The sequence below is a fragment of the Streptomyces sp. NPDC026246 genome, from assembly GCF_055567995.1.
On record NZ_JBVHPJ010000003.1, the window covers coordinates 24,097 to 49,858 of the forward strand.

Consider the following 25,762-nt stretch of genomic DNA (forward strand, 5'->3'; position numbering starts at 1 on the left):
CTGCCGCGCCGGCACCCGCCGCAGCAGTCGCGCCCGCCGAACCGTCAGTTCCCCGCCACCGACTTGACCGCCACCGAGATCGGCGCGGACCCGCTGATCAGCTCCAGGGTCAGCCCGGCGGTCGCCGGGGTGTCGACCAGCTCCGCGAGCACCGCGGCCACGTCGTCGCGCGGGATCGGCCCCCGCCCCGTGCGGGCCTCCAGCCGCACCAGCCCGTTTCCGGCGTCGTCCGTGAGCTGGCCGGGACGCAGGATCGTCCAGTCCAGGGCGTCCAGGCCGCGTACATGGGCGTCCGCCTCGCCCTTGGCGCGCAGGTAGACGTCGAAGATCTCGTCGCCCGCGTGATCCGCGTCGGCCCCCATGGACGACACGATGACGAACCGGCGTACGCCCGCCCGCACGGCCGCGTCCGCGAAGAGGACGGCCGCGTCCTTGTCGACCGTGCCCTTGCGGTCCGCCCCGCTGCCGGGGCCCGCGCCGGCGGCGAAGACCGCGGCGTCGGCGCCCCGCAGCCGCTCGGCGACCTCGTCCACGGACGCCGACTCCAGGTCGAGCACGACCGGTTCGGCACCTGCCTGCCGCAGATCGTCGGCCTGCTCGGCCTTGCGGATGATGCCCGCCACCTCGTCCCCACGCGCGGCGAGCAACCGCTCCAGCCGCAGCGCGATCTGACCATGACCACCAGCGATGACAATGCGCATGTCTCCGACCGTACGCCCGGACGGCCCCGTCCGCCGCACGACTTGACCGCACCCCCGCCCCCCGGGTCCCCACGGCAACTCCCCGCCCCCGCCGCGGCGGTCCCCATGCCCGCGTCCCGGCCCCCTAGGACACGTCCCCCCGCCCCTGACGCGGCAGTCCCAGTTCCGTGGAGCCCGAAGAACTGCAGTACTCCCGCACCGCGCTGGTGCGCGCCACCACGCGCCCCCGGTGCACGACCACACGGCTGTACGCGAGCGAGAGCGCCCCGGCCAGCCGGTCCCCGCGCACCGCCAGCAACTCGGCCGGGAAACCCGCCTCCACCCGCACCTCCGGAAGCCCCAGCACCGCCCGCGCCGAGGAACTCACCGCGTCGTACGCCTCCTCCGGGGACAGCCCGTAGCGCGAGGCCAGCAGGTAGGCCGCCTCCAGCGGGTCGCCGCGGCCCACGGGGTTCGAGACGTCCCGCAGGGCGCCGCTCCCGGCGGCCACCCGCACCCCGGCCGCCCGCAGCAGCCGCACCGGAGCGGCGCCCCGGCGGTCCACGCCACCGCAGCCGCCCTGCGGCAGGCACACCACGGTCACGCCGGCCGCCGCCAGCTGGTCGGCGGTCCGCGAGGCCACCTCGGACGGCAGCCGCCCCAGGTCGCCGCACGGGCTGAGCGTCACGCCGGGGCGCAGCCCGCCCGCCATGGCGGCGAGCCGGGCCAGCCGGGCCGGGTCGCCCGCGTCCGTGTGCAGGTCGACCGGGCAGCCATGTTCGGAGGCGACCTCCAGGACCGCCTCCACGTACCCCGTCGGATCGGGGTCGAGGTCCGGCCGGCCGCCCACCACCGAGGCGCCCATCTTCACCGCGTCCCGCAGTATCGCCAGCCCGTCGGCCCCGGCCACGCCGGTCAGCACGCGAGGCACCGCCACGGTCGACAGCTCGGCGAGTCCCCGCAGTGCCCGGCGGACCTGGAGCACGGCCGCGAGCGAGCCCAGCCCCTGGACGTCCCCCACGCGGACGTGCGCCCGCACCGCCGTCGCCCCGTGCCCGAGCTGGAGCAGCGCGGCCTCGGTCGCCCGGCGCTGGACGTCCTCGGGCTCGTACGAGACCGGGCCCTCGCCGTCGGCCGACAGGGCCGTGTCGGCGTGGGCGTGCGGTTCGGCCGGGGCCGGCAGGAGGAGATAGCCGCTGAGGTCCACCCGGGCGCCGCACGCGCGTGTGCCGCCGCCCGTCCTCAGGCTGCCCGCCGTGCCGACCGCCTCGATGCGCCCGCCGACCAGCCGCACGTCCACGGTCCGGCCGTCGGTGAGCCGTGCCCCGCACAGCAGCAGTGGAGCGGGACCGGCCGGGCCGGGCGAGGAGGACGGGGGAGGGGGCGGCTGCGGCCTGCTGTCGGGCATCGCACTCCAGGGGCTCGGGCTGCGTGCGGGAGGACGCGTGATCACGCAGAGTGAGACGAGCCTAGGACGGCCTCCCGCCCGTGTCGGGGAGGAGCGCAATAGTCGTACCGGTGTGGTCCGCCGGGCGCTCGGCAGGCCTGCCTGTGTGGTCCGCCGCCCTGGATCCGGGCACGCACGGGGTCGCCGGGAGGGCGGTCGGGGCGCAGCGGGCGGAAGCCTCGAAACGGATTTGGGCGAACGGCGGGCGACCGTGTAATGTCTTCATCGCTCGCCCCAATAGCTCAGTCGGCAGAGCGTCTCCATGGTAAGGAGAAGGTCAACGGTTCGATTCCGTTTTGGGGCTCTGGTGTGAGAGGTTCCCGTCGCGAGGCGGGGCCCGATCGCATCACAGCGGTGTAGCTCAGTCGGTAGAGCAAGCGGCTCATAATCGCTGTGTCACCGGTTCAAGTCCGGTCACCGCTACTGACAGTAGCCGATTGCGGGGTCGGTCCTTCAATCGGCTACTCTTTCCTGCGTTAATACCATCATCCGTTCGTCAAGGAGTGCACTCACGTGGCTGCCACCGACGTCCGCCCGAAGATCACGCTGGCCTGCGTGGAGTGCAAGGAGCGGAACTACATCACCAAGAAGAACCGGCGTAACAACCCGGACCGTCTTGAGATGAAGAAGCACTGCCCGCGTTGCAACGCGCACACCGCGCACCGCGAAACGCGATAAAACAGGCTCGTACACGAGGCCGTTCCCGAGTGATCGGGGGCGGCCTCGCGTCGTTGTACGACCCGTACCGGTCAGTAGAGCAACCAGGAGGTACCGGGCCATGGCGCTCGACCAGTCCTTCGTGGGGCGGACGTACCCGCCCACAGCGCCCTACGAGGTGGGCCGCGAGAAGATCCGCGAGTTCGCCGAGGCGGTCGGGGACGCCAACCCGGCGTACACGGACGCGGAGGCCGCCAAGGCGCTCGGCCACCCGGACGTGATCGCCCCGCCGACGTTCGTCTTCGCGATCACCTTCAAGGCCGCGGGCGAGGTCGTGCAGGACCCGCAGCTCGGCCTGGACTACAGCCGGGTGGTGCACGGCGACCAGAAGTTCGCCTACCGCCGCCCGGTCCGCGCCGGGGACCGGCTCACGGTCACCTCGACCATCGAGGCGATCAAGTCCCTCGCGGGCAACGACATCCTGGACATCCGCGGCGAGGTCCACGACGAGGCCGGCGAGCACGTCGTGACCGCCTGGACCAAGCTCGTGGCCCGCGCGGCCGAGGAGGCGTGAGCGATCCCATGACGGCGAAGATCTCCTGGTCCGACGTCGAGGTCGGCACCGAACTGCCCGCGCGGACCTTCCCCGTGACCCGTGCCGCCCTCGTGCAGTACGCGGGTGCCTCCGGCGACTTCAACCCGATCCACTGGAACGAGAAGTTCGCCAAGGAGGTCGGCCTGCCGGACGTCATCGCGCACGGCATGTTCACCATGGCCGAGGCGATCCGCGTGGTCACGGACTGGGTCGGCGACCCGGGCGCGGTCGTCGAGTACGGCGTGCGCTTCACCAAGCCGGTCGTCGTGCCGAACGACGACCGCGGCGCCGAGATCGAGGTCAGCGGCAAGGTCGCGGCAAAGCTCGACGACAACACGGTCCGCGTCGACCTGACGGCGACCAGCGCCGGACAGAAGGTCCTGGGCATGTCCCGGGCCGTCGTACGGCTGGCCTGAGCGCACAAGAGTGCAGGCGAGGGGCGCTTCCCACCAGGGAGGCGCCCCTCGGCCGTCTCCCGGCCTCCACCCTCCTCTTGACTTAGTTAGTGATTGAGCACTAACTTCGTACGCATGGCCAGGATGAGTGCGGAAGAACGGCGCGAGAGCGTCATCCGGGCGGCGACGACCGAGTTCGCCCGGGGTGGCTATCACGGCACCTCCACCGAGGCGATCGCCCGGCGGGTCGGCGTCTCGCAGCCCTATCTCTTCCGGCTTTTCCCGGGCAAGAAGGCGATCTTCCTCGCGGCGGTCGAACGCTGCATCGAGGACACCATCCGCACCTTCGAGGAGGCCTCGCGGGGTCTTCACGGAGAAGAGGCCCTGCACGCCATGGGCAACGCGTACACCAAGGTCATCGAGGAACGCCCCGAGCGGCTCATGATGCAGATGCAGATGTACGTCGCCGTGAAGGCCGCCGAGGTGGAGGGCGACCACGAGTTCGGTGAGTCGGTGCGCGACGGCTGGATGCGGCTGTGGGACACCGTGCACGTGCCGCTCGGCGCCGACGCCGGCGAGACGACCGTCTTCATGGCGTACGGAATGCTCATCAACTGCCTGGTGGCCATGGGGTTTCCGGCCGGGCACCGCGTCTGGGAGGGCATGTACCCCTCCGTGCGCGCCACGGGCCGGCCGGAGCACTGACCGGGAAGGGCGAGAGGTCGGCGCCTCCCTGTGACCGCGAAAGTTAGTAATCAATAACTAATTGATCACACGCGCGATTCGTTCTTGGGGGAGCGATGTCACAGCAGACCGCACGTCGCGGGGGAGCCGGCTGGGCCCTCGTCATCACCAGCGTCGCCGGATTCATGGCGGCCCTGGACAACCTCGTCGTCACCACCGCCCTGCCCTCCATCCGCGAGGACCTCGGCGGCGGACTGCACGACCTGGAATGGACCGTGAGCGCCTACACGCTCACCTTCGCCGTCCTGCTGATGTTCGGCGCGGCCCTCGGCGACCGCTTCGGCCGCAGGCGGCTCTTCATCGCCGGCCTCACCGTCTTCACCGGCGCGTCGGCCGCCGCCGCGATGGCACCGGGCATCGACTCCCTGATCGCCGCCCGCGCCGTCCAGGGCGCCGGCGCGGCGGTGATGATGCCGCTGACGCTCACCCTGCTGACCGCCGCCGTGCCCGCCGCCAAGCGCGGCATGGCCTACGGCATATGGGGCGCCGTCAACGGCCTCGCCGTCGCCTCCGGGCCACTGGTCGGCGGCAGCCTCACCGAGCACATCTCCTGGCAGTGGATCTTCTGGCTGAACGTCCCGCTCGGCCTGGCCCTGCTGCCGCTCGCCCGCCTCCGCCTCGCCGAGTCCCACGGCACCGGAGCGCCGCTCGACGTCCCCGGCACCCTGCTCGCCAGCGGCGGCCTGTTCGGCATCGTCTACGGCCTGGTGCGGGGCCCCGCCGACGGCTGGACCTCGTCGCTGGTCCTGACCGGGCTGGTCGCGGGCGGGGCCCTGCTCGTCGCCTTCGTCCTCTACAGCACACGAGCCAAGAACCCGATGCTCCCGATGCGGCTGTTCCGCTCGCGGGCGTTCTCCGGCATCAACGCGGCGAGCCTGCTGATGTTCCTCGGCATGTTCGGCTCGATCTTCCTGCTCAGCCAGTACATGCAGGGCGTCCTCGGCTACTCGCCCACCGAGGCCGGACTCAGGATGCTGCCCTGGACCGGTATGCCGATGCTGGTCGCCCCGTTCGCCGGCCTCATGGCCGACCGCATCGGCGGCCGCCCGGTCGTCGCCACCGGCCTGTTCCTGCAGGCCCTGGGCCTGGGCTACATGTCGGTCGTGGCCACCACGGACGCCTCCTACGCCGCACAGCTGCCCGCCCTGATCATCAGCGGCATCGGCATGGCCCTGTTCTTCGCCCCCGCCTCGCACCTGGTGATGTCCAGCGTCCGCCCCTCGGAGCAGGGCATCGCCTCCGGCGCCAACAACGCGATGCGGGAGGTGGGCGGAGCGCTCGGCGTCGCCGTGATGGCCTCGATCTTCGCGGCCCAGGGCGGCTACGAGACCGGCCAGACCTTCGTCGACGGCCTGCGCCCCGCCCTGGTCACCGGCTCCGCGGTGGTCGCCCTGGCGGGTGTCGCCGCCCTGCTGATCCCGACCCGCCGTCAGACCGAACGGCAGGCCGCACCGGCCGAACCGGAACCGGTGCTCGAGACGGCCTCCCCCTGACCCCACACGGACCCGACAAGGAGATGCGGCCATGCCGACCCTTCCCTGGACCGTTCCGAACAGCCCGCCGCCCGGCACCGAGGTGTACGTCTTCGCCTCCCGCTTCGAGACCCGCACCCTGTGGGGAGCGCTCAGGTTCCTCGCCGGAACACCCGGCGTCTGGCGGCAGATCCGCCGCAGCCCCGGCGCCTACGGGGCGACCCTGCGGGCGAGGCCGCTGAAGCGGACCTTCTGGACCCTGTCGGCCTGGGAGTCCAAGGACGCCCTGCACACCTTCGCCCGTGCGGGCACACACGGCCCGGCCGCCCGGGGCCTGGCCCCGCAGATGAAGGACTCCGCCTTCACTGCCTGGCAGGCGAACAGCGACGACCTCCCCGTCACCTGGCCCGAGGCGCTCCGCCGGCTGCCCTGACGGCCACCACGCGTGCGTGCGGCCCCGTTCCCCGCGGAACGGGGCCGCACGCACGCGTGCCCGACCCCCTCGGCGCCGTCTCGTAGTCTTGGGCCCGTGCAGGAACTCCACGAAGCCCCCCTCGCCCCCCTGACCACCTTCCGTCTGGGCGGCCCCGCGGCCCGGCTGATCACCGCCACGACGGACGACGAGGTGATCGCCGCCGTCCGCGAAGCCGACGAGACGGGCACCCCGCTGCTGCTCATCGGCGGCGGCTCGAACCTGGTCATCGGCGACAAGGGCTTCGACGGCACCGCCCTGGTCATCGCCACCAAGGGCTTCTCCCTCGACGGCACCACCCTGGAACTGGCCGCCGGCGAGGTATGGACCGACGCGGTCGCCCGCACGGTCGAGGCGGGCCTGGCCGGCATCGAGTGCCTGGCCGGCATCCCCGGCTCGGCCGGCGCGACGCCCATCCAGAACGTGGGGGCGTACGGCCAGGAGGTCTCCGCCACGATCACCGAGGTCGTCGCCTACGACCGCCGCACCGGCGAGACCGTCACTCTCCCCAACGAGGAGTGCGCCTTCTCCTACCGCCACAGCCGCTTCAAGTCCGACCCCGAGCGCTACGTCGTCCTGCGCGTCCGCTTCGCCCTGGAGGACGCCGACGGCCTCTCCGCCCCCCTCCGCTACGCCGAGACGGCCCGCGCCCTCGGTGTGGAACCGGGCGACCGCGTGCCCCTCGCGCAGGCCCGTGAGACGGTGCTCAAGCTGCGCGCCGGCAAGGGCATGGTCCTCGACCCCGAGGACCACGACACCTGGTCGGCCGGATCCTTCTTCACCAACCCGATCCTCACGGACGCCGACTTCGAGACGTTCCGCGCCCGGGTGCGCGACCGGCTCGGCGACGGGGTGGAGCCGCCCGCCTACCCGGCCGGCGAGGGCCGTACGAAGACCTCCGCCGCCTGGCTGATCGACAAGGCCGGCTTCACGAAGGGCTACGGCGAGGGCCCGGCCCGCATCTCCACGAAGCACACCCTGGCCCTCACCAACCGGGGCGACGCGACCACCGAGGACCTCCTCGCCCTGGCCCGCGAGGTCGTGGCCGGAGTCCGCGAGGCCTTCGGAATCACCCTGGTCAACGAGCCGGTGACGATCGGGGTCAGCCTGTAGACACCCGGTGCTGCGGCTGGGGCCGGGTGGGTCCGCAGCCCGGCGTAGCGTGGTGCCGCTGCGCCCACCCGTGCCGCCCCTAGCGGCACGCATGCCCGCAGCTAGGGCCGCCGTCGTACGCAAGGGGCCGTGTCGGGGGGTGTCCGCCCGCAGCTGGTTGGCGCGTCGACGGACAGTGAGTCGGTACGACACCCCATCGCGCCGTTCCGAGGACGGACACCCCCCGGCGCGGCCCCGACCCACCCCCGCCGCAAGGCGACGCCACAGTCAGCCGGGAAGCCACCGTCAGCCGGGAAGCCACCGTCAGCCGGTCAGCCAGTCGTCCACACCCGCCAGCAGTTTCGTCTTCACATCCTCCGGCGCCGCCGACCCCCGCACCGACTGCCGGGCCACCTCCGCCAGCTCCGCGTCGGAGAACCCGTGGTGCTGCCGCGCGATCTCGTACTGCGCCGCCAGGCGCGAACCGAACAGCAGCGGATCGTCCGCGCCCAGCGCCAACGGCACGCCCGCCTCGAAGAGCGTCCGCAGCGGCACGTCCTCCGGCTTCTCGTACACCCCCAGCGCCACGTTCGACGCCGGGCACACCTCGCACGTCACCCCCCGGTCGGCCAGCCGCTTCAGCAGCCGGGGATCCTCCGCAGCCCGGACCCCGTGCCCGACCCGGCTCGCCCCCAGGTCGTCCAGGCAGTCCCGTACGGACGACGGACCGGCCAGCTCGCCGCCGTGCGGGGCGGACAGCAGCCCGGCCTCCCGCGCGATCGCGAAGGCCCGGTCGAAGTCCCGGGCCATCCCGCGCCGCTCGTCGTTGGAGAGCCCGAACCCGACGACGCCCTGGTCCGCGTAGCGCACCGCCAGCCGGGCCAGCGTGCGCGCGTCCAGCGGGTGCTTCATCCGGTTCGCGGCGACCAGTACCCGCATCCCCAGCCCGGTCTCCCGCGAGGTCGTCTCCACCGCGTCCAGGATGATCTCCAGCGCCGGGATCAGCCCGCCCAGCCGCGGCGCGTAGGACGTCGGGTCGACCTGGATCTCCAGCCACCCCGATCCGTCCCGCAGGTCCTCCTCCGCGGCCTCGCGCACCAGCCGCCGGATGTCCTCCGGCTCCCGCAGGCACGAGCGCGCCGCGTCGTACAGCCGCTGGAAGCGGAACCAGCCCCGCTCGTCCGTCGCCCGCAGGCTCGGCGGTTCCCCGCTGGTCAGCGCCTCGCTCAGCGCGTCGGGCAGCCGCACCCCGTACTTGTCGGCCAGTTCCAGCACGGTCGAGGGGCGCATGGACCCGGTGAAGTGCAGGTGCAGGTGGGCTTTCGGCAGCTCAGAGACATCACGTACACGCTCCATCCAAAGATCCTGCCGTACACCTCAGCCGTCCCGGTAGCCGTTTCCCCTTTCGTGGTCTTGCTCGCACAAACAAACGGGGCACACACCGGAACCGGTGTGTGCCCCGTGAGCCGGGCGCGGCGGGCGGAACGTCAGTCCCGCGCCTCGGCCAGCAGCTTCTGGATCCGGCTGACGCCCTCGACGAGATCCTCGTCACCCAGCGCGTACGACAGCCGCAGATACCCCGGCGTGCCGAACGCCTCACCCGGGACGACCGCGACCTCGGCCTCCTCCAGGATCAGCGCGGCCAGCTCGACCGTGTCCTTCGGGCGCTTGCCGCGGATCTCCTTGCCGACCAGGGCCTTCACCGAGGGGTAGGCGTAGAACGCGCCCTCCGGCTCCGGGCACAGCACGCCGTCGATCTCGTTGAGCATCCGCACGATGGTCTTGCGGCGGCGGTCGAACGCCTCCCGCATCTTCGCCACGGCGACCAGGTCACCGGAGACGGCGGCGAGCGCGGCGGCCTGGGCCACGTTGGACACGTTGGACGTGGCGTGCGACTGCAGGTTGGTCGCGGCCTTGACGACGTCCTTCGGGCCGATGATCCACCCCACGCGCCAGCCGGTCATCGCGTACGTCTTGGCGACACCGTTGACCACGATGCACTTGTCGCGCAGCTCGGGCAGGACCGCCGGCAGCGACACGGCGGAGGCGTCGCCGTAGACGAGGTGCTCGTAGATCTCGTCGGTCAGCACCCACAGGCCGTGCTCCACGGCCCAGCGGCCGATGGCCTCTGTCTCGTGCTCGCTGTAGACCGCGCCGGTCGGGTTCGACGGCGAGACGAAGAGCACGACCTTCGTCTTCTCCGTACGGGCCGCCTCCAGCTGCTCCACGGTCACCCGGTAGCCGGTCGTCTCGTCGGCGACGACCTCCACCGGGACGCCCCCGGCCAGCCGGATCGACTCCGGATAGGTCGTCCAGTACGGCGCGGGCACGATGACCTCGTCGCCCGGGTCGAGGATCGCGGCGAAGGCCTCGTAGATGGCCTGCTTGCCGCCGTTGGTGACGAGGATCTGCGACGGGTCGACCTCGTAGCCCGAGTCGCGCAGCGTCTTCGCGGCGATCGCGGCCTTCAGCTCGGGCAGGCCACCGGCCGGCGTGTAGCGGTGGAACTTCGGGTTCTTGCAGGCCTCGATCGCGGCCTCGACGATGTAGTCCGGGGTCGGGAAGTCGGGCTCACCGGCGCCGAAGCCGATCACCGGCCGCCCGGCGGCCTTGAGGGCCTTGGCCTTGGCGTCCACGGCGAGGGTGGCGGACTCGGAGATCGCGCCGACTCGGGCGGAGACCCGGCGCTCGGTGGGAGGGGTTGCAGCGCTCATGCGCCCCATCGTTTCAGACAGGAAACGCGCGCGGCACAGGGGTTTCACAGACTGAACAACCCGGGGACACGCCTGAACACCAGTCCGGATCGGCCGCGCCGCCAGGGGCGATCTTCGGCCGACGTCCCCGGTCCGGACCCCCGTTTCCCGGGCGATCTTCCGCCAACGACCCCTGCCCCGCGTCCTTTCTGTTCGACGCCCGGCCGCGGACCACGTACACTCTCACCTCGTTGGCCTCCCGCAGGCTGCGCTCGTCCGGTGCACACCAGGCATCCGGACGGATGCGGTACGTTGGGGGACACACAAAGGGTCGTAGCTCAATTGGTAGAGCACTGGTCTCCAAAACCAGCGGTTGGGGGTTCAAGTCCCTCCGGCCCTGCTACACACTCCATCGCCAGGATGTGTGCGCATGTACGTACAGCAATGCACCGCCGTGCGGCTCAGACCGGGCGCGGCACGGCCACGACCCGGAATCAGGTGAGGACGAGTGACGGACGCCGTGGGCTCCATCGACATGCCTGATGCCCAGGACGAGGCGCCGGAGTCCAAGAGGACCCGCAAGGGCGGCAAGCGCGGCAAGAAGGGCCCGCTGAAGCGCCTGGCCCTCTTCTACCGCCAGATCGTCGCAGAGCTGCGCAAGGTCGTCTGGCCGACGCGCAACCAGCTGACGACGTACACGACCGTGGTGATCATCTTCGTCGTCATCATGATCGGGCTGGTCACCGTGATCGACTACGGGCTCAGCAACGCCGCCAAGTACGTGTTCGGCTGAGCAGCCAGCGAAGAGCGCCGAGGTACCCGGCGCTCCTTTCGCATGTTCCACCCCTATGTATCCAGGAAGAAGCAGCCACCGTGTCTGACCCGAACGTGAACGACGCCATCGAGCCTGTCGAGTCCGTCGAGGACGAGCTCGACACCGTCGAGGGCGCGGACAGCGAGGACACCGAGGCCTCTGCCGAGGTCGAGGCTGCCGACGCCGTCGCGGACGACGACGCCGCCGAGGCGGAGACCGAGACCGGTGAAGAGGTCGAGGCCGAGACCGAGGAGGAGGCCGCGGCCGAGGCCGAGGAAGAGCCCGAGGACGACCGCGACCCGATCGAGAAGCTCCGCGAGGAACTGCGCGTCCTGCCCGGCGAGTGGTACGTCATCCACACCTACGCCGGCTACGAGAACCGCGTGAAGACCAACCTCGAGCAGCGCGCCGTCTCGCTGAACGTCGAGGACTACATCTTCCAGGCCGAGGTGCCGCAGGAAGAGGTCGTCCAGATCAAGAACGGCGACCGCAAGACGATCAAGCAGAACAAGCTCCCGGGCTACGTCCTGGTCCGCATGGACCTGACGAACGAGTCCTGGGGCGTCGTCCGCAACACCCCCGGCGTCACCGGCTTCGTGGGCAACGCCTACGACCCGTACCCGCTGACCCTGGACGAGATCGTCAAGATGCTCGCCCCCGAGGCCGAGGAGAAGGCCGCCCGCGAGGCCGCCGAGGCCGAGGGCAAGCCGGCCCCGCAGCGCAAGGTCGAGGTCCAGGTGCTGGACTTCGAGGTCGGCGACTCGGTCACCGTCACCGACGGCCCGTTCGCCACGCTGCAGGCGACCATCAACGAGATCAACCCGGACTCGAAGAAGGTCAAGGGCCTCGTCGAGATCTTCGGCCGCGAGACGCCGGTCGAGCTCTCCTTCGACCAGATCCAGAAGAACTAGTTTCTTCCGGACACCACCGCTTCCGCGCAGGTCAGGCGAACGCTCCGGCGCTTGCCTGACCTGCTCGGTTTTTGGCCGCGCATCTATACCCGCTATCGTTGTGCGGTATGCCTGCATCCGGGTGGTCCCCGAGTGCGGGCAGGACCCGAATCGAAAGGACCCGGAGAGCTATGCCTCCCAAGAAGAAGAAGGTCACGGGGCTCATCAAGCTCCAGATCCAGGCCGGTGCCGCCAACCCGGCCCCGCCGGTCGGCCCCGCGCTGGGTCAGCACGGCGTCAACATCATGGAGTTCTGCAAGGCCTACAACGCCGCGACCGAGTCGCAGCGTGGCTGGGTCATCCCGGTGGAGATCACGGTCTACGAGGACCGTTCCTTCACCTTCATCACCAAGACCCCGCCGGCCGCCAAGATGATCCTGAAGGCCGCGGGCATCGACAAGGGCTCCGGCGAGCCGCACAAGACCAAGGTCGCGAAGATCACGCGTGACCAGGTCCGCGAGATCGCCACGACCAAGATGCCCGACCTCAACGCCAACGACCTGGACGCCGCCGAGAAGATCATCGCCGGCACCGCCCGTTCCATGGGCGTCACGGTCGAGGGCTGAGCCCCCACCTCCATCAGCAGAAGTGGCAGGGCCTGCTCGGCCCGGACCACGACTCCTCAGCATCCACAGGAGCAGTAGTGAGCAAGCGCAGCAAGTCCCTTCGCGCTGCGGACGCCAAGGTCGACCGGGAGAAGCTCTACGCCCCGCTCGAGGCCGTCCGTCTCGCCAAGGAGACCTCCACGACCAAGTTCGACGGCACCGTCGAGGTCGCCTTCCGTCTGGGTGTCGACCCGCGCAAGGCCGACCAGATGGTCCGTGGCACCGTGAACCTCCCGCACGGCACCGGCAAGACCGCCCGGGTCCTGGTCTTCGCGACCGGTGACCGTGCCGAGGCCGCGCGTGCCGCGGGCGCCGACATCGTCGGCGCCGACGAGCTCATCGACGAGGTGTCGAAGGGCCGTCTGGACTTCGACGCCGTCGTCGCCACCCCGGACCTCATGGGCAAGGTCGGCCGCCTCGGCCGCGTGCTCGGTCCGCGTGGTCTGATGCCGAACCCGAAGACCGGCACCGTCACCCCCGACGTCGCCAAGGCCGTCACCGAGATCAAGGGCGGCAAGATCGAGTTCCGTGTCGACAAGCACGCGAACCTGCACTTCATCATCGGCAAGACGTCGTTCGACGACACCAAGCTGGTGGAGAACTACGGCGCGGCGCTGGAGGAGATCCTCCGTCTGAAGCCGTCCGCCGCCAAGGGTCGCTACATCAAGAAGGCCGCCATCAGCACCACGATGGGCCCCGGCATTCCGGTCGACTCCAACCGCACCCGCAACCTCCTCGTCGAGGAGGACCCGGCCGCGGTCTGAGCCTGAGGCTCACCCAACCGGTCACGGGCCCCGCACCTCTCACAGGTGCGGGGCCCGTTCCCTTTTCCGGTACGTACGCCGGTGGCCTGGGTTAACGTGCGGGAACCGGATGCGAACGGGGGAACGTATGCAGGGCACGACCGCGCGCCGTACGGGACTGGGGCTCGCGGTGGCGACCGCGCTGACGGGGCTGGCCGCCTGCACGTCCCCGGCGCCCTCCGACGGACCCGGTGAGGAGGGACCCGCCCGGGGCAGGTCCCTGACGGCCCTGCGCTCCGCCGAGCGCGCCACCGAGCGCGCCGGGTCCGCCCGGGTGGAGTCCACCACGGCCATGGGCTCGCTGATGTCCATGCGGGCCGACGGCGCCCTCGGCTGGGACGGCGGCATGACCGGCACCCTCACCATCACCTACACCGGCGGCATCGCCGCCGACACCATGCGCCGGCTCGGCAGCACCTCGATCCAGGCCCGCTACCTGCCCGACGCCTACTACGCGCGCATGAGCGAGAAGTTCGCCGAGAGGACCGGCGGCAAACGCTGGATCCGGTACGCCTACGAGGACCTCGAAGCCCTCACCGGCGGCTCCGGGGCGCACTTCGGCGACCAGATGCGCAGCACGACCCCCAACCAGTCGGTGAAGCTCCTGCTGACCTCCGGGGACGTCAGGAAGGTCGGCCGGGAGACCGTCCGGGGCCGGGCCGCCACCCACTGGTCGGGCACCGTCGGCGCCGCCGACGTCACCGACGCCCGCCTGCGCGAGCAGCTCACCGCAGCGGGGGTCACCAGTGAGACCCTGGACGTCTGGGTCGACGAGCGGGACCTGCTGGTCAAGAAGGTGGAGAAGGCACGGACGGCCACGGGCGTGACGACCCAGACCGCGTACTACACCGACTACGGCGTGCCGGTCCGGGCCCAGCGCCCCCCGCGTGCCGACACCGGTGACTTCGAGGACCTGCTGAGCGAGCGGCCTCCCTCGGCCCCGTGAGGGCGGATTTGCTTGACAGCGACCCGTTCCCGTACGCTCCTACAGAAGCCAAAGACCGCTGGTCGTTACCGCGCGCTCGCACGAGGGCGTGGTGGCCGAAGGATCCGCTGAACGGCGGACGACCCGCGCAGGTGACACTGGAGAAGCTCCCAGAGTCCGCCGCCCCGTGCGTGTGGAGATCCGGTCGAGCTACGCCCCGTGCGCTTGCGCCGGGGCGTTTCGTTTTCCCCAGTCCTCCTTCGGGTCCGCGCGGTCCGAATCACCCGGAAGGAGGCCGAGGCTCTATGGCGAGGCCCGACAAGGCTGCCGCGGTTGCCGAGCTGACGGACAAGTTCCGCAGCTCCAACGCCGCCGTGCTGACCGAGTACCGCGGTCTCACCGTGGCGCAGCTCAAGACGCTGCGTCGTTCGCTCGGTGAGAACGCCCAGTACGCCGTGGTGAAGAACACGCTGACCAAGATTGCGGCCAACGAGGCCGGGATCACGCTCGAGGACCAGCTCTTCGCTGGCCCGACGGCCGTCGCCTTCGTCACCGGTGACCCGGTGGAGTCGGCGAAGGGTCTTCGTGACTTCGCCAAGGACAACCCGAATCTCATCATCAAGGGCGGTGTCCTTGACGGCAAGGCGCTGTCCGCCGATGAGATCAAGAAGCTTGCGGACCTCGAGTCCCGCGAGGTTCTGCTCTCCAAGCTGGCCGGTGCCATGAAGGGCAAGCAGTCGCAGGCTGCCTCTGTCTTCCAGGCGCTGCCGTCGAAGCTCGTCCGCACCGTGGACGCGCTCCGTGCCAAGCAGGACGAGCAGGGCGGTGCCGAGTAACTCGGCTCGCATCCCGGCCCCCGCTGCCTGAACGCGGAGGCCGTCGCGGGCCAGTAGTACGCCCGCCTCACATGTACATCCGGCACCAGCCGAATTAGTGGAAGGACCGCCATCATGGCGAAGCTGTCTCAGGAAGACCTGCTCGCGCAGTTCGAGGAGATGACCCTCATCGAGCTCTCCGAGTTCGTGAAGGCGTTCGAGGAGAAGTTCGACGTCACCGCCGCCGCGGCCGCCCCGGTCGTCGTCGCCGGTGGTGCCGCTGGTGGCGCCGCCGCCGAGACCGCCGAGGAGAAGGACGAGTTCGACGTCATCCTCACCGGCGCCGGCGACAAGAAGATCCAGGTCATCAAGGTCGTGCGTGAGCTGACCTCCCTGGGTCTGAAGGAGGCCAAGGACCTCGTGGACGGCGCCCCGAAGCCCGTTCTCGAGAAGGTCGCCAAGGACGCCGCCGAGAAGGCCGCCGAGTCCCTCAAGGGCGCCGGCGCCTCCGTCGAGGTCAAGTAAGACCTTCCGGATCCGCCAGGATCCCCGACACGTCCCGCTGGGCGTGTAACGCGCAAGCGCGGAAGAGCGATCATCCATCCGGGTGGTCGCTCTTCGGCGTTCCAGGGGTGCGGCCACGGTTGCCTTGCAGCCTCTGTGGCGGGGGGTATGGTGATCTTCGTCGTGTCTCCGGGCGGCCCCGGTCGGGGGCCAGGGGGCCTTGACGAACCGCACGCAGCGCGCAATTCTCAGGACGCGTCGTCACAAGGATCCGAATCCGAGGCATGGATCGACGACGAAGAGGGCAGTATCAACGTGCGTTGAGAGCAGGACCTTGTCGCAGGAGTGGAACAACGAGGGTGAACACGGGTCTGACAACCCGGACTGGACATCAGTGTGCCAAGTGGCTACACTGACCCTTTGCGCTGCCTGTTAGCTGCCCCCTGCCCGTCACCAGGGGTCTGCCCTCGCCCGAGCATCGATGACAAGACATGCCTGACCTGGCCTTTCGGCCCTGTGGGCACAGCTTGTCTCCGTGTACGGGAGAGGGGCCGGTACGCGCGTAGTGAGTCCGAGCCCTCGGAAGGACCCCCTCTTGGCCGCCTCGCGCAACGCCTCGACCGCGAATACGAACAACGCCGCCAGCACTGCCCCGCTGCGCATCTCTTTTGCAAAGATCAAGGAGCCTCTCGAGGTTCCGAACCTGCTCGCGCTGCAGACCGAGAGCTTCGACTGGCTGCTCGGCAACACCGCCTGGCAGAGTCGGGTCGAGGAGGCTCTCGAGAACGGTCAGGACGTCCCCACCAAGTCCGGGCTCGAGGAGATCTTCGAGGAGATCTCCCCGATCGAGGACTTCAGCGGGTCGATGTCGCTGACCTTCCGCGACCACCGCTTCGAGCCGCCGAAGAACTCCATCGACGAGTGCAAGGAGCGCGACTTCACGTACGCGGCCCCGCTCTTCGTCACCGCTGAGTTCACCAACAACGAGACCGGCGAGATCAAGTCCCAGACGGTCTTCATGGGCGACTTCCCGCTCATGACGAACAAGGGCACCTTCGTCATCAACGGCACCGAGCGTGTCGTGGTGTCGCAGCTCGTCCGTTCGCCCGGTGTCTACTTCGACTCCTCCATCGACAAGACGTCCGACAAGGACATCTTCTCCGCCAAGATCATCCCGTCCCGGGGTGCCTGGCTGGAGATGGAGATCGACAAGCGCGACATGGTCGGTGTGCGCATCGACCGCAAGCGCAAGCAGTCCGTCACCGTCCTGCTCAAGGCGCTCGGCTGGACCACCGAGCAGATCCTCGAGGAGTTCGGCGAGTACGAGTCCATGCGCGCCACCCTGGAGAAGGACCACACCCAGGGCCAGGACGACGCGCTGCTCGACATCTACCGCAAGCTGCGTCCGGGCGAGCCCCCCACGCGTGAGGCCGCGCAGACGCTGCTCGAGAACCTCTACTTCAACCCCAAGCGCTACGACCTGGCCAAGGTCGGCCGCTACAAGGTCAACAAGAAGCTGGGTGCGGACGCCCCGCTGGACGCGGGCATCCTGACCGTCGAGGACATCATCTCGACGATCAAGTACCTGGTGAAGCTGCACGCGGGCGAGACCGAGACGGTCGGCGACAGCGGTACGAACATCGTCGTCGAGACCGACGACATCGACCACTTCGGCAACCGCCGCCTGCGCAGCGTCGGCGAGCTCATCCAGAACCAGGTCCGCACGGGCCTGGCGCGTATGGAGCGTGTCGTCCGCGAGCGGATGACGACCCAGGACGTCGAGGCGATCACGCCGCAGACCCTGATCAACATCCGGCCGGTCGTCGCCTCCATCAAGGAGTTCTTCGGCACCAGCCAGCTGTCGCAGTTCATGGACCAGAACAACCCGCTGTCGGGTCTCACCCACAAGCGCCGCCTGTCGGCTCTTGGCCCGGGTGGTCTCTCCCGTGAGCGGGCCGGCTTCGAGGTCCGTGACGTGCACCCCTCGCACTACGGCCGCATGTGCCCGATCGAGACGCCCGAAGGCCCGAACATCGGTCTGATCGGCTCGCTCGCCTCCTACGGCCGGGTCAACGCGTTCGGTTTCGTCGAGACCCCGTACCGCAAGGTCATCGACGGCCAGGTCACCGACGACGTCGACTACCTGACCGCCGACGAGGAGGACCGCTTCGTCATCGCGCAGGCCAACGCGCAGCTGACGGACGACCTCCGCTTCGCCGAGGCCCGGGTGCTCGTCCGCCGTAAGGGCGGCGAGGTCGACTACGTCACCGGCGAGGACGTGGACTACATGGACGTCTCGCCGCGCCAGATGGTGTCGGTCGCGACCGCCATGATCCCCTTCCTCGAGCACGACGACGCCAACCGTGCCCTCATGGGCGCGAACATGATGCGTCAGGCCGTGCCGCTGATTAAGTCCGAGTCCCCGCTCGTCGGCACCGGCATGGAGTACCGCTCCGCGGTCGACGCCGGCGACGTGGTCAAGGCCGAGAAGCCCGGTGTGGTCCAGGAGGTCTCCGCGGACTACATCACCACCGCCAACGACGACGGCACGTACATCACGTACCGCCTGGCCAAGTTCGCCCGCTCCAACCAGGGCACCTCGGTCAACCAGAAGGTCATCGTCAACGAGGGCGACCACATCATCGAGGGCCAGGTCCTCGCCGATGGTCCGGCCACCGAGAACGGCGAGATGGCGCTGGGCAAGAACCTGCTCGTGGCGTTCATGCCGTGGGAGGGTCACAACTACGAGGACGCGATCATCCTGTCGCAGCGCCTCGTGCAGGACGACGTCCTCTCCTCGATCCACATCGAGGAGCACGAGGTCGACGCCCGTGACACCAAGCTCGGCCCCGAGGAGATCACCCGGGACATCCCGAACGTCTCCGAGGAGGTCCTCGCCGACCTCGACGAGCGCGGCATCATCCGCATCGGTGCCGAGGTCGTCGCCGGCGACATCCTCGTCGGCAAGGTGACCCCCAAGGGCGAGACCGAGCTGACGCCGGAGGAGCGCCTGCTGCGCGCCATCTTCGGTGAGAAGGCCCGTGAGGTCCGTGACACCTCGCTGAAGGTGCCGCACGGCGAGATCGGCAAGGTCATCGGCGTCCGCGTCTTCGACCGCGAGGAGGGCGACGAGCTTCCCCCCGGTGTGAACCAGCTGGTGCGCGTCTACGTCGCGCAGAAGCGCAAGATCACCGACGGTGACAAGCTCGCCGGCCGTCACGGCAACAAGGGCGTCATCTCGAAGATCCTGCCGATCGAGGACATGCCGTTCCTGGAGGACGGCACCCCGGTCGACATCATCCTCAACCCGCTGGGTGTGCCGTCCCGAATGAACCCGGGACAGGTGCTGGAGATCCACCTCGGCTGGCTCGCCAGCCGCGGCTGGGACGTCTCCGGTCTCGCGGAGGAGTGGGCCCAGCGCCTGCAGGCCATCGGCGCCGACCAGGTCGCCCCCGGCACCAACGTCGCGACCCCGGTCTTCGACGGTGCCCGCGAGGACGAGCTGGCCGGTCTGCTCAACCACACCATCCCGAACCGGGACGGCGAGCGCATGGTGCTCCCGACCGGCAAGGCCCGGCTGTTCGACGGCCGCTCCGGCGAGCCGTTCCCGGACCCGATCTCCGTCGGGTACATGTACATCCTCAAGCTGCACCACCTGGTCGACGACAAGCTGCATGCCCGTTCGACCGGTCCGTACTCGATGATCACCCAGCAGCCGCTGGGTGGTAAGGCCCAGTTCGGTGGCCAGCGCTTCGGTGAGATGGAGGTGTGGGCCCTCGAGGCCTACGGCGCCGCGTACGCCCTCCAGGAGCTGCTGACCATCAAGTCCGACGACGTCACCGGCCGCGTGAAGGTCTACGAGGCCATCGTCAAGGGCGAGAACATCCCCGAGCCCGGCATCCCCGAGTCCTTCAAGGTGCTCATCAAGGAGATGCAGTCCCTGTGCCTCAACGTGGAGGTGCTGTCCTCGGACGGCATGTCCATCGAGATGCGCGACACCGACGAGGACGTCTTCCGCGCTGCGGAGGAGCTTGGCATCGACCTGTCCCGGCGCGAGCCGAGCAGCGTCGAAGAGGTCTGACGGGAGTCCGGCGGCCTTCGTCACGAAGGCCGCCGGCCCCAGGACCCCCGTATCAGACCCCATGACTTACAACCCTGAGAGGGATTGACGCATAGTGCTCGACGTCAACTTCTTCGACGAGCTCCGGATCGGTCTGGCCACCGCTGACGACATCCGTCAGTGGAGCCACGGCGAGGTCAAGAAGCCCGAGACGATCAACTACCGCACGCTCAAGCCCGAAAAGGACGGACTCTTCTGCGAGAAGATCTTCGGTCCGACCCGGGACTGGGAGTGCTACTGCGGCAAGTACAAGCGCGTCCGCTTCAAGGGCATCATCTGTGAGCGCTGTGGCGTAGAGGTCACCCGCGCCAAGGTGCGCCGTGAGCGGATGGGCCACATCGAGCTCGCCGCCCCCGTCACGCACATCTGGTACTTCAAGGGTGTCCCGAGCCGGCTGGGCTACCTGCTCGACCTGGCTCCCAAGGACCTCGAGAAGGTCATCTACTTCGCGGCGTACATGATCACGTACGTCGACGAGGAGCGCCGCACGCGCGACCTGCCCTCGCTGGAGGCCCACGTCTCCGTCGAGCGCCAGCAGATCGAGCAGCGCCGCGACGCCGACCTCGAGGCCCGCGCCAAGAAGCTCGAGACCGACCTGGCCGAGCTGGAGGCCGAGGGCGCCAAGGCCGACGTGCGCCGCAAGGTGCGCGAGGGTGCCGAGCGCGAGATGAAGCAGCTGCGCGACCGCGCGCAGCGCGAGATCGACCGCCTCGACGAGGTGTGGAACCGGTTCAAGAACCTCAAGGTCCAGGACCTCGAGGGCGACGAGCTGCTCTACCGCGAGCTGCGTGACCGCTTCGGCACGTACTTCGACGGCTCGATGGGTGCCGCGGCGCTGCAGAAGCGCCTGGAGTCCTTCGACCTCGACGAGGAGGCCGAGAAGCTCCGCGAGATCATCCGCACCGGCAAGGGCCAGAAGAAGACCCGTGCGCTCAAGCGCCTGAAGGTCGTCTCCGCGTTCCTGCAGACCAGCAACAGCCCCAAGGGCATGGTGCTCGACTGCGTGCCGGTCATCCCGCCGGACCTCCGCCCGATGGTGCAGCTGGACGGTGGCCGCTTCGCGACCTCCGACCTGAACGACCTGTACCGCCGTGTGATCAACCGGAACAACCGCCTGAAGCGCCTTCTCGACCTCGGTGCGCCCGAGATCATCGTGAACAACGAGAAGCGCATGCTCCAGGAGGCCGTGGACGCGCTGTTCGACAACGGCCGTCGTGGCCGCCCGGTCACCGGTCCCGGCAACCGCCCGCTGAAGTCCCTCAGCGACATGCTGAAGGGCAAGCAGGGCCGCTTCCGTCAGAACCTGCTCGGCAAGCGTGTGGACTACTCCGCGCGTTCCGTGATCGTCGTCGGTCCGCAGCTGAAGCTGCACCAGTGCGGTCTGCCGAAGGCGATGGCGCTGGAGCTGTTCAAGCCGTTCGTGATGAAGCGCCTGGTCGACCTGAACCACGCGCAGAACATCAAGAGCGCCAAGCGCATGGTCGAGCGCGGCCGCACGGTCGTGTACGACGTGCTGGAAGAGGTCATCGCGGAGCACCCGGTTCTGCTGAACCGTGCGCCCACGCTGCACCGCCTCGGCATCCAGGCCTTCGAGCCGCAGCTGGTCGAGGGCAAGGCCATCCAGATCCACCCGCTCGTCTGCACCGCGTTCAACGCGGACTTCGACGGTGACCAGATGGCCGTGCACCTGCCGCTGTCCGCGGAGGCGCAGGCCGAGGCCCGCATCCTGATGCTGTCCTCGAACAACATCCTCAAGCCGGCCGACGGCCGCCCGGTGACGATGCCGACCCAGGACATGGTCCTCGGTCTGTTCTTCCTCACCACCGACGGCGAGATGCGCGACCTCAAGGGCGAGGGCCGTTCCTTCGCCTCGGTCGCCGAGGCGATCATGGCCTTCGACGCGGGCGAGCTCTCGCTCCAGTCGAAGATCGACGTCCGCTTCCCGGTCGGCACCATCCCGCCGCGCGGCTGGACCCCGCCGGCGCGCGAGGAGGGCGAGCCCGAGTGGCAGCAGGGTGACAGCTTCCGGCTGAACACCACCCTGGGCCGCGCGCTCTTCAACGAGCTGCTGCCCGAGGACTACCCGTTCGTCGACTACGAGGTCGGCAAGAAGCAGCTCTCCGAGATCGTCAACGACCTCGCCGAGCGCTACCCGAAGGTCATCGTGGCGGCGACGCTCGACAACCTGAAGGCGGCCGGCTTCTTCTGGGCGACCCGCTCCGGCGTCACCGTGGCCATCTCCGACGTCGTCGTTCCCGAGGCGAAGAAGGAGATCGTCAAGGGCTACGAGGCGCAGGACGAGAAGGTCCAGAAGCAGTACGAGCGTGGTCTGATCACCAAGGACGAGCGCACGCAGGAACTCATCGCGATCTGGACCAAGGCGACCAACGAGGTCGCCGAGGCGATGAACGACAACTTCCCGAAGACCAACCCGATCTTCATGATGGTGAACTCGGGTGCACGAGGCAACATGATGCAGATGCGTCAGATCGCCGGTATGCGTGGTCTGGTGTCGAACGCGAAGAACGAGACGATCCCGCGTCCGATCAAGGCGTCGTTCCGTGAGGGCCTGTCCGTGCTGGAGTACTTCATCTCCACGCACGGTGCCCGTAAGGGTCTGGCGGACACCGCTCTGCGTACCGCCGACTCGGGTTACCTCACGCGTCGTCTGGTCGACGTCTCCCAGGACGTCATCATCCGCGAGGAGGACTGCGGCACCGAGCGCGGTCTGCGTCTGAAGATCGCCGACCGGAACGCCGAGGGCGCGCTGGTCAAGACGGAGGACGTCGAGACCTCCGTGTACGCGCGCTGCCTCGCCGAGGACATCGTGGTCGACGGTCAGGTCCTGGCCCCGGCCGGCACCGACCTGGGCGACGTCCTCATCGAGGAGCTTGTGCAGCGCGGCGTCGAGGAGGTCAAGACCCGCTCGGTCCTGACCTGCGAGTCCGCCGTCGGCACCTGCGCGATGTGCTACGGCCGTTCGCTGGCCACCGGCAAGCTGGTCGACATCGGTGAGGCGGTCGGCATCATCGCCGCCCAGTCCATCGGTGAGCCCGGCACCCAGCTGACGATGCGTACCTTCCACACCGGTGGTGTGGCCGGTGACGACATCACCCAGGGTCTGCCGCGTGTCGTCGAGCTCTTCGAGGCCCGTACCCCGAAGGGTGTCGCCCCGATCTCCGAGGCCTCCGGCCGCGTGCGGATCGAGGAGACCGAGAAGACCAAGAAGATCGTCATCACGCCGGACGACGGCAGCGACGAGACGGCCTACCCGATCTCGAAGCGCGCCCGTCTCCTGGTCAGCGAGGGCGAGCACGTCGAGGTGGGCCAGAAGCTCACCGTGGGTGCCACCAACCCGCACGACGTGCTGCGCATCCTGGGCCAGCGTGCCGTCCAGGTCCACCTGGTCGGCGAGGTCCAGAAGGTCTACAACTCGCAGGGTGTGTCGATCCACGACAAGCACATCGAGATCATCATCCGGCAGATGCTCCGCCGCGTGACGATCATCGAGTCCGGCGACGCCGAGCTGCTGCCCGGCGAGCTGGTCGAGCGCTCGAAGTTCGAGCACGAGAACCGTCGTGTGGTCCAGGAGGGCGGTCACCCGGCCTCCGGTCGTCCGCAGCTGATGGGTATCACCAAGGCCTCGCTGGCGACGGAATCCTGGCTGTCGGCCGCCTCCTTCCAGGAGACGACCCGAGTCCTGACGGACGCGGCGATCAACGCCAAGTCCGACAGCCTCATCGGCCTCAAGGAGAACGTCATCATCGGTAAGCTCATCCCGGCCGGTACGGGTCTGTCCCGCTACCGCAACATCCGGGTCGAGCCGACCGAGGAGGCCAAGGCCGCGATGTACTCGGCCGTCGGCTACGACGACATCGACTACTCGCCGTTCGGTACGGGCTCCGGCCAGGCCGTTCCGCTGGAGGACTACGACTACGGTCCGTACAACCAGTAAGCGAGTCGCTTGAGCCAAGGGCGGTCACCCTCCGGGGTGGCCGCCCTGCGGCGTTCCCGGACGGCGCACGCGGCCCCGTGAGAGCCTCCCGCTGACCGCGTGCGCCCCCGGCGCTGCGCCGGGGCCCCTGGCCGACACGCCGTCGTGGAGGGGGACGCACCGGTGCCGGAACGGGGTGTTCGGCGGTGCGCCCCCGGCGCTGCGCCGGGGCCCCTGGCCGACACGCCGTCGTGGAGGGGGACGCACCGGTGCCGGAACGGGGTGTTCGGCGCATCATGGAAGGACTTGGGCCCCGGGGAGGTGCTCCGTGTCGCAGCCGCACTATCCGGCCTGGCAGCCCTGGCAGGGCGCCGGCGGACCGTCCATGCTCGCCTCGCACGCCGACCGGGAGCGGGCCGTGGACGTGCTCAGAGCCGGGTACGGCGAGGGGCGGATGGAGCGCGAGGAGTTCGAGAAGCGCGTCGCACGGGCCTACGGGGCCCGCACGGTGGGGGAGCTGGCGCTGCTCGTCGCCGACCTGCCGCAGGGGCCTGTGGCGCAGCCGGCCGGTGTGATGCCCGTGCCGCGCACGTTCGTGTCCGCGCCGCGGCCGCGGACGAACGGGAAGGCGGTCGCGGCAGGTGTGTGCGGGCTGCTGTGCGTGCCCACCATGGGCCTGACCGGCATCCCGGCGGTCGTGCTGGGGCACGTGGCGCGGGCCGAGATCCGCAGCCGCGGGGAGCTGGGGGACGGTCTGGCGCTGACCGGGATCGTGCTCGGGTGGTTGTCCACGGCAGGCTGGGCACTCGTCCTGGTACTGCTGACGGTGGTGTCCGCCCTGGCGTCCTGAGCGGGTCCGCGGAGTCGGCTCCGCCGTCGAAATGAAGATCGTCCAGGGCTGAGGGTCTTGACATGCTCCGCATGACGATGCGGGCGGTGCCCATTTGTTTTGACCGCAGCGAATGCGGTAGGTACGCTCAGACCTTGTGCCTGGGGTGTGCCCTGGCTCTCGTGCGTGCCATCAACCGCACAGCGAGCTGACACCGGCCACCGCAATCCGCGCTTGATTCTGCCTGGCGGCGGGATTCCGCGGGATTCGACACACCCGACCGCGTGGGTCGGCGACGTTCCAGGTTAGCTTCACCAATCGGCACACAGAAACCGGAGAAGTAGTGCCTACGATCCAGCAGCTGGTCCGTAAGGGCCGGCAGGACAAGGTCGAGAAGAACAAGACGCCCGCACTCGAGGGTTCCCCTCAGCGTCGCGGCGTCTGCACGCGTGTGTTCACGACCACCCCGAAGAAGCCGAACTCGGCCCTGCGTAAGGTCGCGCGTGTGCGTCTGACCAGCGGGATCGAGGTCACCGCTTACATTCCGGGTGAGGGACACAACCTGCAGGAGCACTCCATCGTGCTCGTGCGCGGCGGCCGTGTGAAGGACCTGCCGGGTGTTCGCTACAAGATCATCCGCGGCTCGCTCGACACCCAGGGTGTCAAGAACCGCAAGCAGGCCCGCAGCCGCTACGGCGCCAAGAAGGAGAAGTAAGAATGCCTCGTAAGGGCCCCGCCCCGAAGCGCCCGGTCATCATCGACCCGGTCTACGGTTCTCCTCTGGTGACCTCCCTGATCAACAAGGTGCTGCTGAACGGCAAGCGCTCCACCGCCGAGCGCATCGTCTACGGCGCCATGGAGGGTCTGCGCGAGAAGACCGGCAACGACCCGGTCATCACGCTGAAGCGCGCTCTCGAGAACATCAAGCCGACCCTCGAGGTCAAGTCCCGCCGTGTCGGTGGCGCCACCTACCAGGTCCCGGTCGAGGTCAAGCCCGGCCGTGCCAACACCCTGGCGCTGCGCTGGCTGGTCGGTTACTCCCGCGCCCGTCGCGAGAAGACCATGACCGAGCGTCTGCTCAACGAGCTCCTCGACGCCAGCAACGGCCTGGGCGCCGCTGTGAAGAAGCGCGAGGACACGCACAAGATGGCCGAGTCCAACAAGGCCTTCGCGCACTACCGCTGGTAGTCGCAGACCCCATCGAGACCGAGAGAAG

At 69.3% G+C, this 25,762-nt stretch carries 23 protein-coding genes and 3 tRNA genes; 22 read left to right on the forward strand and 4 right to left on the reverse strand.

Going from position 1 to position 25,762, the window contains the following annotated elements; genetic code table 11:
- Positions 1–44: 44 nt before the first annotated feature.
- Both ACZ4M5_RS08235 and ACZ4M5_RS08240 read right to left on the reverse strand, forming a co-directional pair.
- On the reverse strand, positions 45–701 hold the full coding sequence (locus ACZ4M5_RS08235) for an SDR family oxidoreductase (RefSeq protein ID WP_467734339.1): 657 nt from the start codon (positions 699–701) through the stop codon (positions 45–47).
- A gap of 124 nt (positions 702–825) precedes the next feature.
- Positions 826–2,088 carry an amidohydrolase family protein gene (locus tag ACZ4M5_RS08240; RefSeq protein WP_467734341.1) on the reverse strand — a complete coding sequence of 421 codons (1,263 nt, stop codon included), beginning with the start codon at positions 2,086–2,088 and terminating at the stop codon, positions 826–828.
- Positions 2,089–2,358: 270 nt separating this feature from the next.
- On the opposite strand from ACZ4M5_RS08240, the gene ACZ4M5_RS08245 reads away from it, so the two are divergent.
- From ACZ4M5_RS08245 to ACZ4M5_RS08285, 9 genes are all read left to right on the forward strand, one after another.
- A tRNA-Thr gene (locus ACZ4M5_RS08245) sits at positions 2,359–2,431 on the forward strand.
- 46 nt (positions 2,432–2,477) lie between these two features.
- Positions 2,478–2,550, forward strand: a tRNA-Met gene (locus tag ACZ4M5_RS08250).
- Positions 2,551–2,640: 90 nt separating this feature from the next.
- Complete coding sequence (gene rpmG, locus ACZ4M5_RS08255) at positions 2,641–2,805, forward strand: 50S ribosomal protein L33 (protein WP_003948671.1); 165 nt, start codon at positions 2,641–2,643, stop codon at positions 2,803–2,805.
- 100 nt (positions 2,806–2,905) lie between these two features.
- Positions 2,906–3,358: an FAS1-like dehydratase domain-containing protein gene (locus tag ACZ4M5_RS08260; protein WP_369195954.1), complete on the forward strand. Its 453-nt coding sequence runs from the start codon at positions 2,906–2,908 to the stop codon at positions 3,356–3,358.
- 8 nt (positions 3,359–3,366) lie between these two features.
- Entirely contained in the window at positions 3,367–3,795 is a 429-nt protein-coding gene (locus ACZ4M5_RS08265; protein WP_467735520.1) for a MaoC family dehydratase, read from the forward strand.
- A gap of 114 nt (positions 3,796–3,909) precedes the next feature.
- Positions 3,910–4,479: a TetR/AcrR family transcriptional regulator gene (locus ACZ4M5_RS08270; protein WP_467734344.1), complete on the forward strand. Its 570-nt coding sequence runs from the start codon at positions 3,910–3,912 to the stop codon at positions 4,477–4,479.
- A gap of 95 nt (positions 4,480–4,574) precedes the next feature.
- Positions 4,575–6,011, forward strand: a complete 1,437-nt coding sequence (locus ACZ4M5_RS08275) for an MFS transporter (RefSeq protein ID WP_467734346.1) — start codon at positions 4,575–4,577, stop codon at positions 6,009–6,011.
- A 31-nt stretch (positions 6,012–6,042) separates the two neighbouring features.
- Positions 6,043–6,423, forward strand: coding sequence for a DUF3291 domain-containing protein (locus tag ACZ4M5_RS08280; RefSeq protein WP_467734348.1), 381 nt, complete (start codon positions 6,043–6,045; stop codon positions 6,421–6,423).
- 96 nt (positions 6,424–6,519) lie between these two features.
- Positions 6,520–7,575, forward strand: a complete 1,056-nt coding sequence (locus tag ACZ4M5_RS08285; RefSeq protein ID WP_467734350.1) for a UDP-N-acetylmuramate dehydrogenase — start codon at positions 6,520–6,522, stop codon at positions 7,573–7,575.
- Positions 7,576–7,878: 303 nt separating this feature from the next.
- On the opposite strand, the gene ACZ4M5_RS08290 is transcribed toward ACZ4M5_RS08285, so the two are convergent.
- Both ACZ4M5_RS08290 and ACZ4M5_RS08295 read right to left on the reverse strand, forming a co-directional pair.
- On the reverse strand, positions 7,879–8,910 hold the full coding sequence (locus ACZ4M5_RS08290) for an adenosine deaminase (RefSeq protein ID WP_467734352.1): 1,032 nt from the start codon (positions 8,908–8,910) through the stop codon (positions 7,879–7,881).
- 131 nt (positions 8,911–9,041) lie between these two features.
- The gene (locus ACZ4M5_RS08295) at positions 9,042–10,268 is read right to left on the reverse strand and encodes a pyridoxal phosphate-dependent aminotransferase (RefSeq protein ID WP_467734354.1); all 1,227 of its coding nucleotides are present in this window, start codon (positions 10,266–10,268) and stop codon (positions 9,042–9,044) included.
- A gap of 306 nt (positions 10,269–10,574) precedes the next feature.
- Here ACZ4M5_RS08295 and ACZ4M5_RS08300 point away from each other — a divergent pair.
- The 13 genes from ACZ4M5_RS08300 to rpsG all read left to right on the forward strand — a co-directional run bounded on the left by ACZ4M5_RS08300 (position 10,575) and on the right by rpsG (position 25,734).
- A tRNA-Trp gene (locus ACZ4M5_RS08300) sits at positions 10,575–10,647 on the forward strand.
- 108 nt (positions 10,648–10,755) lie between these two features.
- Positions 10,756–11,040, forward strand: a complete 285-nt coding sequence (secE, locus tag ACZ4M5_RS08305) for a preprotein translocase subunit SecE (protein WP_467734356.1) — start codon at positions 10,756–10,758, stop codon at positions 11,038–11,040.
- A gap of 80 nt (positions 11,041–11,120) precedes the next feature.
- Positions 11,121–11,972 carry a transcription termination/antitermination protein NusG gene (gene nusG / locus ACZ4M5_RS08310; protein WP_467734358.1) on the forward strand — a complete coding sequence of 284 codons (852 nt, stop codon included), beginning with the start codon at positions 11,121–11,123 and terminating at the stop codon, positions 11,970–11,972.
- Positions 11,973–12,142: 170 nt separating this feature from the next.
- Positions 12,143–12,577, forward strand: a complete 435-nt coding sequence (gene rplK, locus ACZ4M5_RS08315) for a 50S ribosomal protein L11 (RefSeq protein WP_104785534.1) — start codon at positions 12,143–12,145, stop codon at positions 12,575–12,577.
- 77 nt (positions 12,578–12,654) lie between these two features.
- On the forward strand, positions 12,655–13,380 hold the full coding sequence (gene rplA, locus ACZ4M5_RS08320) for a 50S ribosomal protein L1 (RefSeq protein WP_234849665.1): 726 nt from the start codon (positions 12,655–12,657) through the stop codon (positions 13,378–13,380).
- Between the two features lie 127 nt (positions 13,381–13,507).
- Positions 13,508–14,365 (forward strand): SCO4651 family lipoprotein, encoded by an 858-nt coding sequence (locus tag ACZ4M5_RS08325; RefSeq protein ID WP_467734361.1) that lies wholly within the window; start codon positions 13,508–13,510, stop codon positions 14,363–14,365.
- 284 nt (positions 14,366–14,649) lie between these two features.
- A complete protein-coding gene (rplJ, locus tag ACZ4M5_RS08330) occupies positions 14,650–15,180 on the forward strand; it encodes a 50S ribosomal protein L10 (protein WP_094054440.1) in 531 nt (176 codons plus the stop codon).
- A gap of 114 nt (positions 15,181–15,294) precedes the next feature.
- Positions 15,295–15,684, forward strand: a complete 390-nt coding sequence (gene rplL / locus ACZ4M5_RS08335) for a 50S ribosomal protein L7/L12 (RefSeq protein WP_398107050.1) — start codon at positions 15,295–15,297, stop codon at positions 15,682–15,684.
- Between the two features lie 574 nt (positions 15,685–16,258).
- Positions 16,259–19,744, forward strand: a complete 3,486-nt coding sequence (gene rpoB, locus ACZ4M5_RS08340) for a DNA-directed RNA polymerase subunit beta (RefSeq protein WP_467734364.1) — start codon at positions 16,259–16,261, stop codon at positions 19,742–19,744.
- Between the two features lie 94 nt (positions 19,745–19,838).
- On the forward strand, positions 19,839–23,738 hold the full coding sequence (locus ACZ4M5_RS08345; protein ID WP_467734366.1) for a DNA-directed RNA polymerase subunit beta': 3,900 nt from the start codon (positions 19,839–19,841) through the stop codon (positions 23,736–23,738).
- Positions 23,739–24,045: 307 nt separating this feature from the next.
- On the forward strand, positions 24,046–24,567 hold the full coding sequence (locus tag ACZ4M5_RS08350) for a DUF1707 and DUF4190 domain-containing protein (RefSeq protein WP_467734368.1): 522 nt from the start codon (positions 24,046–24,048) through the stop codon (positions 24,565–24,567).
- A 322-nt stretch (positions 24,568–24,889) separates the two neighbouring features.
- Positions 24,890–25,261 (forward strand): 30S ribosomal protein S12, encoded by a 372-nt coding sequence (rpsL, locus tag ACZ4M5_RS08355; RefSeq protein WP_003948652.1) that lies wholly within the window; start codon positions 24,890–24,892, stop codon positions 25,259–25,261.
- A gap of 2 nt (positions 25,262–25,263) precedes the next feature.
- On the forward strand, positions 25,264–25,734 hold the full coding sequence (gene rpsG / locus ACZ4M5_RS08360; protein WP_003998848.1) for a 30S ribosomal protein S7: 471 nt from the start codon (positions 25,264–25,266) through the stop codon (positions 25,732–25,734).
- Positions 25,735–25,762 lie beyond the last annotated feature (28 nt).

Coding starts and splice junctions, on each gene's coding strand:
- ACZ4M5_RS08235 (WP_467734339.1), bottom strand. CDS start 701: ATGCGCATTGTCATCGCTGGTGGTCATGGTCAGATCGCGCTGCGGCTG.
- ACZ4M5_RS08240 (WP_467734341.1), bottom strand. CDS start 2,088: ATGCCCGACAGCAGGCCGCAGCCGCCCCCTCCCCCGTCCTCCTCGCCC.
- ACZ4M5_RS08260 (WP_369195954.1), top strand. CDS start 2,906: ATGGCGCTCGACCAGTCCTTCGTGGGGCGGACGTACCCGCCCACAGCG.
- ACZ4M5_RS08265 (WP_467735520.1), top strand. CDS start 3,367: ATGACGGCGAAGATCTCCTGGTCCGACGTCGAGGTCGGCACCGAACTG.
- ACZ4M5_RS08270 (WP_467734344.1), top strand. CDS start 3,910: ATGGCCAGGATGAGTGCGGAAGAACGGCGCGAGAGCGTCATCCGGGCG.
- ACZ4M5_RS08275 (WP_467734346.1), top strand. CDS start 4,575: ATGTCACAGCAGACCGCACGTCGCGGGGGAGCCGGCTGGGCCCTCGTC.
- ACZ4M5_RS08280 (WP_467734348.1), top strand. CDS start 6,043: ATGCCGACCCTTCCCTGGACCGTTCCGAACAGCCCGCCGCCCGGCACC.
- ACZ4M5_RS08290 (WP_467734352.1), bottom strand. CDS start 8,910: ATGGAGCGTGTACGTGATGTCTCTGAGCTGCCGAAAGCCCACCTGCAC.
- ACZ4M5_RS08295 (WP_467734354.1), bottom strand. CDS start 10,268: ATGAGCGCTGCAACCCCTCCCACCGAGCGCCGGGTCTCCGCCCGAGTC.
- rplK (WP_104785534.1), top strand. CDS start 12,143: ATGCCTCCCAAGAAGAAGAAGGTCACGGGGCTCATCAAGCTCCAGATC.
- ACZ4M5_RS08325 (WP_467734361.1), top strand. CDS start 13,508: ATGCAGGGCACGACCGCGCGCCGTACGGGACTGGGGCTCGCGGTGGCG.
- rplJ (WP_094054440.1), top strand. CDS start 14,650: ATGGCGAGGCCCGACAAGGCTGCCGCGGTTGCCGAGCTGACGGACAAG.
- rplL (WP_398107050.1), top strand. CDS start 15,295: ATGGCGAAGCTGTCTCAGGAAGACCTGCTCGCGCAGTTCGAGGAGATG.
- rpsG (WP_003998848.1), top strand. CDS start 25,264: ATGCCTCGTAAGGGCCCCGCCCCGAAGCGCCCGGTCATCATCGACCCG.